Annotated in this window: 8 protein-coding genes and 1 pseudogene; 8 read left to right on the top strand and 1 reads right to left on the bottom strand. The window is 71.9% G+C overall.

Features of this window, described 5'->3' with window-relative positions; all coding sequences use genetic code 11:
• Nucleotides 1-548: pseudogene (locus ACVNF4_RS11360) on the bottom strand (ABC transporter permease); the annotation flags it as partial.
• Between the two features lie 101 nt (nt 549-649).
• On the opposite strand from ACVNF4_RS11360, the gene ACVNF4_RS11355 reads away from it, so the two are divergent.
• From ACVNF4_RS11355 to ACVNF4_RS11320, 8 genes are all read left to right on the top strand, one after another.
• Nucleotides 650-1,282 carry a TetR/AcrR family transcriptional regulator gene (locus tag ACVNF4_RS11355; protein WP_461802613.1) on the top strand — a complete coding sequence of 211 codons (633 nt, stop codon included), beginning with the start codon at nt 650-652 and terminating at the stop codon, nt 1,280-1,282.
• 138 nt (nt 1,283-1,420) lie between these two features.
• Nucleotides 1,421-1,723 carry an urease subunit gamma gene (locus ACVNF4_RS11350; protein ID WP_037782101.1) on the top strand — a complete coding sequence of 101 codons (303 nt, stop codon included), beginning with the start codon at nt 1,421-1,423 and terminating at the stop codon, nt 1,721-1,723.
• A gap of 11 nt (nt 1,724-1,734) precedes the next feature.
• On the top strand, nt 1,735-2,046 hold the full coding sequence (locus ACVNF4_RS11345; protein ID WP_461802612.1) for an urease subunit beta: 312 nt from the start codon (nt 1,735-1,737) through the stop codon (nt 2,044-2,046).
• On the top strand, nt 2,039-3,760 hold the full coding sequence (locus ACVNF4_RS11340) for an urease subunit alpha (RefSeq protein WP_461802611.1): 1,722 nt from the start codon (nt 2,039-2,041) through the stop codon (nt 3,758-3,760). Before ACVNF4_RS11345 ends, ACVNF4_RS11340 begins: the two co-directional genes overlap by 8 nt.
• 2 nt (nt 3,761-3,762) lie before the next feature.
• Nucleotides 3,763-4,425 carry an urease accessory protein UreF gene (locus ACVNF4_RS11335; protein WP_461802610.1) on the top strand — a complete coding sequence of 221 codons (663 nt, stop codon included), beginning with the start codon at nt 3,763-3,765 and terminating at the stop codon, nt 4,423-4,425.
• 95 nt (nt 4,426-4,520) lie between these two features.
• Nucleotides 4,521-5,195 carry an urease accessory protein UreG gene (gene ureG, locus ACVNF4_RS11330; protein WP_461802609.1) on the top strand — a complete coding sequence of 225 codons (675 nt, stop codon included), beginning with the start codon at nt 4,521-4,523 and terminating at the stop codon, nt 5,193-5,195.
• Complete coding sequence (locus ACVNF4_RS11325; RefSeq protein WP_461802608.1) at nt 5,183-5,944, top strand: urease accessory protein UreD; 762 nt, start codon at nt 5,183-5,185, stop codon at nt 5,942-5,944. Before ureG ends, ACVNF4_RS11325 begins: the two co-directional genes overlap by 13 nt.
• A 101-nt stretch (nt 5,945-6,045) precedes the next feature.
• Nucleotides 6,046-7,668, top strand: coding sequence for an alpha/beta hydrolase (locus ACVNF4_RS11320; protein ID WP_461802607.1), 1,623 nt, complete (start codon nt 6,046-6,048; stop codon nt 7,666-7,668).
• The last annotated feature ends 39 nt before the right edge of the window (nt 7,669-7,707 follow it).

Here is a 7,707-nt window from a genome sequence, read left to right as displayed (position 1 = left end):
ATCCCGGCCATGGCCAGCGGCAGCACGCTCGCGGTGAGCGCGGCGCCCCGGGGGTCCGTCGCCGGGGCGGCCACGACGTCCACGGTTCGCACGTCGCCGCTCTGGGCCACGGCCTGGTGCAGGAACTGGGCCACGAGAGGGCTCGCGGCGGACGCGGTGAGGAGTGTGGTGCCCTGCCCGGTGACCACCACGGCTCCGTACACGTCCCGCGCCTCGATCGCGGCGCGTGCGGCGGGTTCGCCGGAGTAGCGGTGCAGTTCGAACGCGCCCTTGTGTCCGGAGAGCCGCGCCTCGATCTGGGTCACCGCCGTGTCCGGGCCCGCGACACCCAGCGGGAGGTCGTGGGGTGCGGTGCGGGCGGCGGGCCAGGCGAAGGCCCACAGGGCGAGGGCGGTGACGAGGGGGGCCAGGAGGAGGGCGGTGAGGAAGCGGCGGGGTGGGGGTGCGCCGACGCGTGGGCCGGTGGCCGTGCCGGTGCCCGCGCCGGAATCCTCCTTCGCGGGCGCCCCGGCACCCGTGATCTGCTCGTCCGCCGGCACGATGCGCATCGCAGCTCCTAAAAAGAAGGATCGTTCGTTTTACGGTGACCCCACCGTGCTCTCCTCCCCGCTCGCTTGTCAAGAAGGAACGTTCGTTTTAGATTGACGGCATGGCCCGTGTATCCCAGGCGCACCTCGACGCCCGCCGCCGCCAGATCATGGAGGCCGCCGAACGCCGCTTCGCCAGCAACGGCTTCCACGCGACCTCGATGCAGGACGTCCTGAAGGAGGCCGACCTCTCGGCGGGCGCGGTCTACCGCTACTTCAGCGGCAAGGACGAACTGATCCACGCGATCGTCGCGGAGGTGATCGGCACGCTCGGCGAGGTGTACCGCGAGGCCGCCGAGGAGATCCCGCCGCCGATGCCGGACGAACTCGTGCCGAGGGCGATGCGGAGCATGATGAAGGCGAGGCCGGCGCTGATGGACAGCGGCGACTGGCTGTTCCCCCGCCTCCTGATCCACGTGTGGACGGAACTCCTGCGCAACGAGGAGCTGGCCGCACAGGTGGGGGAGGGCTACGAGCGGGTGCGCGCGGCGTGGGGGGAAGTGGTCCGGGGTTACAAGCGGGCCGGGATCATGCCCGAGGACGCCGACGCGGACGCGCTGGCCCGTGCCATGATCGCGCTGGCCCAGGGACTGATGATGCAGATCGCCGTCCTGGAGGCCACCCCGGCGGACATGGAGAAGGCGCTCACCGACGGCGTCCGCGCCCTGATGAGCATGCGCGCCCCCCGCACCTGACGACACGACGCCGGGTCACAGCTCGGTTAACGTCCCTGAAACGCTTCCCAACTAGCCTCCGATCACGCCACCTGGGCTTTTCCCGTGGCCGCGGCAGCCGGACCCCGCACGGTCCGGCGTGAGGAGGTGAGGTGGGACGTGCAACTGACCCCGCACGAGCAGGAGAGGCTGCTGATCCACGTGGCGGCCGACGTCGCCGAGAAGCGCCGCGCGCGCGGCCTCAGGCTCAACCACCCCGAGGCCGTCGCGCTGATCACCTCGCACATCCTCGAAGGCGCCCGGGACGGCCGTACCGTCGCCGAACTCATGGCGTCCGGGCGGAAGTTGCTCACCAGGGACGACGTCATGGAGGGCATCCCCGAGATGATCCACGACGTTCAGGTCGAGGCGACCTTCCCGGACGGCACGAAACTCGTCACCGTCCACGACCCGATCGTCTGAAGGGCGCCGCGATGATCCCCGGAGAGATCCTGTTCGAGGACGGCCCGATCGTGTACAACGCGGGCCGCGAGGTCACCCGGCTGACCGTCCTCAACGCCGCCGACCGGCCCGTGCAGGTCGGCTCCCACTACCACTTCGCCGAGGCCAACCCCGGCCTGGAGTTCGACCGCGCCGCCGCGCACGGCAAGCGGCTCAACGTCGCCGCCGGGACGGCCGTCCGCTTCGAACCGGGGATCCCCGTCGACGTCGAACTCGTCCCGCTGGCCGGCGACCGGATCGTGCCGGGGCTGCGCGGGGAGACCGGAGGGGCCCTCGATGCCTGAGATCTCGCGCGCCGCGTACGCCGACCTGTTCGGCCCGACGACCGGCGACCGCATCCGCCTCGCGGACACCGACCTGCTGATCGAGATCGAGGAGGACCGCTGCGGCGGCCCCGGACTCGCCGGTGACGAAGCCGTGTTCGGCGGCGGCAAGGTCATCCGCGAGTCGATGGGCCAGGCCCGCGCCACGCGTGCGGACGGCACCCCCGACACCGTCATCACCGGCGCCGTGATCGTCGACCACTGGGGCGTCGTCAAGGCCGACGTCGGCATCCGGGACGGCCGGATCACCGGGATCGGCAAGGCGGGCAACCCCGACACCATGGACGGCGTCCACCCCGACCTGGTGATCGGTCCCGAGACCGAGGTCATCGCGGGCAACGGGCGGATCCTCACGGCCGGCGCGGTCGACGCGCACGTCCACTTCATCTGCCCGCAGATCGCCGACGAGGCCCTCGCGTCCGGCGTCACCACTCTCGTCGGCGGCGGCACCGGACCCGCCGAGGGGTCCAAGGCGACGACCGTCACGCCCGGCCCCTGGCACCTCGCCCGGATGCTGGAGGCGATGGAGCACTACCCGCTCAACATCGGCTTCCTCGGCAAGGGCAACACCGTCTCGCACGACGCGATGCTCTCCCAGATCCGCGGCGGCGCCCTCGGCCTGAAACTCCACGAGGACTGGGGCTCGACCCCGGCCGTCATCGACGCGTCCCTCACCGTCGCCGACCGGACCGGCATCCAGGTCGCCATCCACACCGACACGTTGAACGAGGCCGGGTTCGTCGGCGACACCCTCGCCGCGATCGCCGGACGCGGCATTCACGCCTACCACACCGAGGGCGCCGGCGGCGGGCACGCGCCCGACATCATGACCGTCGTCTCGCAGGCCAACGTCCTGCCCAGCTCCACCAACCCGACCCGCCCCTACACCGTCAACACCGCCGAGGAACACCTCGACATGCTGATGGTCTGCCACCACCTCAACCCGGCCGTCCCCGAGGACCTCGCCTTCGCCGAGTCCCGCATCCGGCCCTCCACCATCGGCGCGGAGGACATCCTCCACGACCTCGGCGCGATCTCGATCATCTCCTCCGACTCCCAGGCCATGGGCCGCGTCGGCGAGGTCGTCCTGCGCACCTGGCAGACCGCGCACGTGATGAAGCGCAGGCGCGGCGCACTCCCCGGCGACGGCCGCGCCGACAACCACCGCGTACGGCGCTACGTCGCCAAGTACACGATCAACCCGGCGATCGCGCAGGGCCTCGCCCGCGAGATCGGCTCCGTGGAGAGCGGCAAGCTCGCCGACCTCGTCCTGTGGGAGCCCGCGTTCTTCGGCGTGAAGCCCCAACTCGTCGTCAAGGGCGGGCAGATCGCCTACGCGCAGATGGGCGACGCCAACGCCTCCATCCCGACCCCGCAGCCGATCCTGCCCCGCCCCATGTACGGTGCGATCGGCCGCGCCCCCGCCGCCAACTCCTTCAACTTCGTGGCCCCGTTGGCCATCGAGGACGGCCTCCCCGAACGGCTCCGGCTCGGCAAGCGGTTCGTCGCGATCGACTCCACGCGCGCGGTCACGAAGGCGGACATGCGGGAGAACGACGCCCGCCCGGACGTCCGCGTCGACCCCGACAGCTTCGCCGTGCACATCGACGGCGAACTGGTGGAGGCCACGCCAGCGGCCGAACTGCCCATGGCCCAGCGCTACTTCCTGTTCTGACGATGTCCAGGGCAGCGTTGTTGATCCTCGCCGACGGCCGCTTCCCCGCCGGAGGCCACGCGCACTCCGGCGGGGCGGAGGAGGCCGTGCGGGCGGGGCGGATCACCGGAGTCGAGGACCTGGAGGCGTTCTGCCGGGGACGCCTCCACACGACGGGACTCGTCTCGGCGGCACTGGCCTGCGCGGCTGCGGCGGGCGCCGACCCGGTGTGGCTGGATGCCGAGGCGGACGCGCGAACTCCCTCCCCGGCACTGCGGGTTGCCGCCCGCAAGCTGGGGCGGCAGCTGATGCGGGCGGCGCGCGCGACCTGGCCCGGTCCCGAACTCGACGCGCTGGCACGGGAGTTCCCCAAGGGGGCGCACCAGCCTGTGGTGTTGGGGGTGACGGCACGCGCGGCCGGACTCGGCGCGCAGGACGCCGCGTACTGCTCGGTGTACGAGAGCGTCAGCGGGCCGGCGACGGCCGTGGTGCGGCTGCTGAGCCTCGACCCGTTCCGGGCGACCGGGGTACTGGCCCGGCTGGCGCCGGAGATGGACCGGGTCGTGGACGCGGCGGTGGCGGCGGGGACGGCGGTGCCACCCGAACTGCCCGCCGCCTCGGCGCCGTTGCTGGAGCTGGGGGCGGAGGTGCATGCGGGGCGGCAGGCGCGGCTGTTCGCGTCGTGAGGCGCCCGAGGCTTCTTAAAAAGAGGGCAGATTATCGGATGATCGCCCACCTTGATTCCCTCCCCGACTCCCTCCCGCACCCCAGGAGCCACCCCATGCACCTCGGCCACGACCACACCCACCCCGCCCCCAGCGCCGACGCCCACCGCCCCGACGGCACCCGCCGAGCCCTCCGCATCGGCCTCGGCGGCCCCGTAGGCTCCGGCAAGACCGCCACCGTCGCCGCCCTCTGCCGCGCACTGCGCGACGAACTGAGCCTCGCCGTCGTCACCAACGACATCTACACCCGCGAGGACGCCGAATTCCTGCTCAGGGAGGCCGTGTTGCCGCCCGAGCGGATCGCCGCCGTCGAGACCGGCGCCTGCCCGCACACCGCGATCCGCGACGACATCTCCGCCAACCTCGAAGCCGTCGAGGACCTGGAGGACACCGTCGGCCCCCTCGACCTGATCCTCGTCGAGTCCGGCGGCGACAACCTCACCGCGACCTTCTCCAAGGGCCTCGTGGACGCGCAGATCTTCGTCATCGACGTCGCCGGCGGGGACGACATCCCCCGCAAGGGCGGCCCCGGCGTCACCACCGCCGACCTCCTCGTCGTCAACAAGACCGACCTCGCCCCCCACGTCGGCTCCGACCTCGCCCGGATGGCCGCCGACGCGAAGGCGCAGCGCGCCGAACTCCCGGTCACCTTCCAGTCGTTGAGGAGTGAGGCAGGCGTCACCGAGGTCGCCGCCTGGGTGCGGGCGCAGGTGCGTGCGTGGACGGCGTAGAGGCGACCGCCCGGCTGCGGGCCACCCCCGACGGCCGGGGCGGCACCGCACTGCCGGTCCTGGAGAGCGACGGCCCGCTCGCCCTGCGCCGCACCCGCGCCGAACACCCCCACGAAGCAAGGGTGTTGCTCGTCGGCGCGATGAGCGGACCGCTCGGCGGCGACAGCTTCCGGGTCGAGGCGACCGCCGACGCGGGCGCCCGGCTGTCCCTCGGCTCGGCCGCCGCGACCATCGCGCTGCCGGGCCAGCACAAGGGGGAGGCGCGGTACGACGTCCGCCTCCGAGGCGCCTGCGCGTCACAACTGCGCTGGCTGCCCGAGCCGTTGATCTCCGCGAACGGCAGCGACCTGCACGTCACGACCCGGATCGACCTCGAACCCGGCGCGCGTCTCGTGTACCGGGAGGAGCAGATCCTCGGCCGCGTGGGGGAGGAGCCCGGCAGGCTCACCAGCCGGCTGTCCCTGCGGATCGGTGAACGCCCCGTCCTGGACCAGGAGTTGTCCTGCGGCACCGGAGCGCCGGGCGGCTGGGACGGGCCCGCTGTGCTCGGCGGTCACCGAGCCCTCGGGCAACTCCTCGTCGTCCGGCCGGAGTTCGCGGACACCCCGGCGCCCGTGCGGGTGCTGGCCGACGGCGCCGCCAGTGTCGTCCCGCTGAGCGGTCCCGCCGCGCTCGTGACGGCGCTCGCCCCGGACGGTCTGGTGCTGCGGCGAGTGCTGGACGCAGCGCTCGCCGAACTGGGGCGGTAGTTCCGGCGAACGGACACGGTCATCCGCTTATCGGATTGGCAAAGAACCGTGCCCACCCCTGTGCACAGGAAACGTACAACAGACAGGATTCCTGCACGGACATGTCAACTTCGTGCTGGGAGATCCTTTTGAGACGCCACAGAACCTTCGCACTGGGCTCTGCCGGAGTGCTGGTGACGGCGACCCTGATAGCCGGGGCCGTCGCGGCACCCACCGCGAGCGCGACGACCACCGCCTCCGCCTCCCACGGGCAGGACCGGGAGGCCGCCGGCGCCGCGATCGCCGCCGCGAAGGCCGCGAAGGCCGGGATCGACTGGAAGGACTGCCCCGCGAACTGGGGCCTTGAGAAGCCCATCAAGTGCGGCTGGGTGACCGTCCCCGTCGACTACGCCAAGCCGTACGGCAAGCAGATCAAGCTCGCCGTCGACCGCGTCGGCAACACCGGGACGCCCAAGGAGCGCCAGGGCGCCCTCATCTACAACCCCGGCGGCCCCGGCGGCTCCGGCCTGCGCTTCCCGCGCCGCGTCACCACCAAGGCCCCCGTGTGGGTCAACGCCTCCAAGGCGTACGACTTCGTGGGCTTCGACCCGCGCGGCGTCGGCAAGTCCGCGCCGATCTCCTGCGTCGACCCGCAGGAGTACGTGAAGTCGCCCAAGATGGACCCGGTGCCCGGCTCCGAAGCCGACAAGCGCGCCCAGCGCAAGCTCGCCCGCGAGTACGCCGAGGGCTGTGCCGAGCGCAGCGGCGCCCTGCTGCCGTCCCTCACCACCCCGAACACCGCGCGTGACCTCGACGTCATCCGCGCGGCGCTCGGCGAGAAGAAGCTCAACTTCCTCGGCGCGTCCTACGGCACCTACCTCGGCGCCGTCTACAGCACCCTGTTCCCGACGCACGTCCGCCGGATGATCTTCGACAGCGTCGTCGACCCGTCGCGCGAGAAGATCTGGTACCAGGCCAACCTGGACCAGGACGTCGCCTTCGAGGGCCGCTGGAAGGACTGGCAGAACTGGGTCGCCGCCAACGACGCCGCCTTCCACCTCGGCACCACGCGCGCCCAGGTCCAGGCGAAGTGGCTGAAGCTGCGGGCCGACGCGAAGAAGGCGCCCCTCGGCGGCGTCGTCGGACCGGCCGAGCTGATCGGCTTCTTCCAGAACGCGCCGTACTACGACTCGGCGTGGGTCTCCAGCGCCACGGTCCTCAGCCAGTACTTCGCCGGGAACGTCAAGGCCGTCATCGACGCCGCCGCCCCCGACCTCTCGGACACGGCCGGCAACATCGCCTCCGAGAACGGCAACGCCGTCTACACGGCCGTCGAGTGCGCGGACGCCAAGTGGCCGACCAGCTGGCAGAAGTGGGACCGCGACAACACGCGGCTGAACAAGAACTACCCGTTCATGACGTGGGCCAACGCCTGGCTGAACCTGCCGTGCGCGACGTGGAAGACCAAGCAGCAGACGCCGGTCGAGGTGCGGACCGGCAAGGGCCTGCCGAAGCTCCTCATCGTCCAGTCCGAGCGTGACGCCGCCACCCCGTACAGCGGCGCCGTCTCCCTCCACAAGCGCCTCGCGGGCTCCCGCCTCATCACCGAGAAGAACGCGGGCTCCCACGGTGTGACCGCCCTCGTCAACCCCTGCATCAACCAGCGGGTCGACGCCTACCTCCTGAGCGGCAAGCTGGACGCGGCCGACGTGGTGTGCGGACCGCACGCGACGCCGAAGCCGTGAGCTGAACCGAACTGAAGGGGGTGGGCCTGCACGGCCCAC

The sequence above is a fragment of the Streptomyces sp. S6 genome, assembly GCF_054880855.1.
Note: the sequence above shows the minus strand (reverse complement) of the source record. Positions and strands in the feature narration are given on the sequence as shown.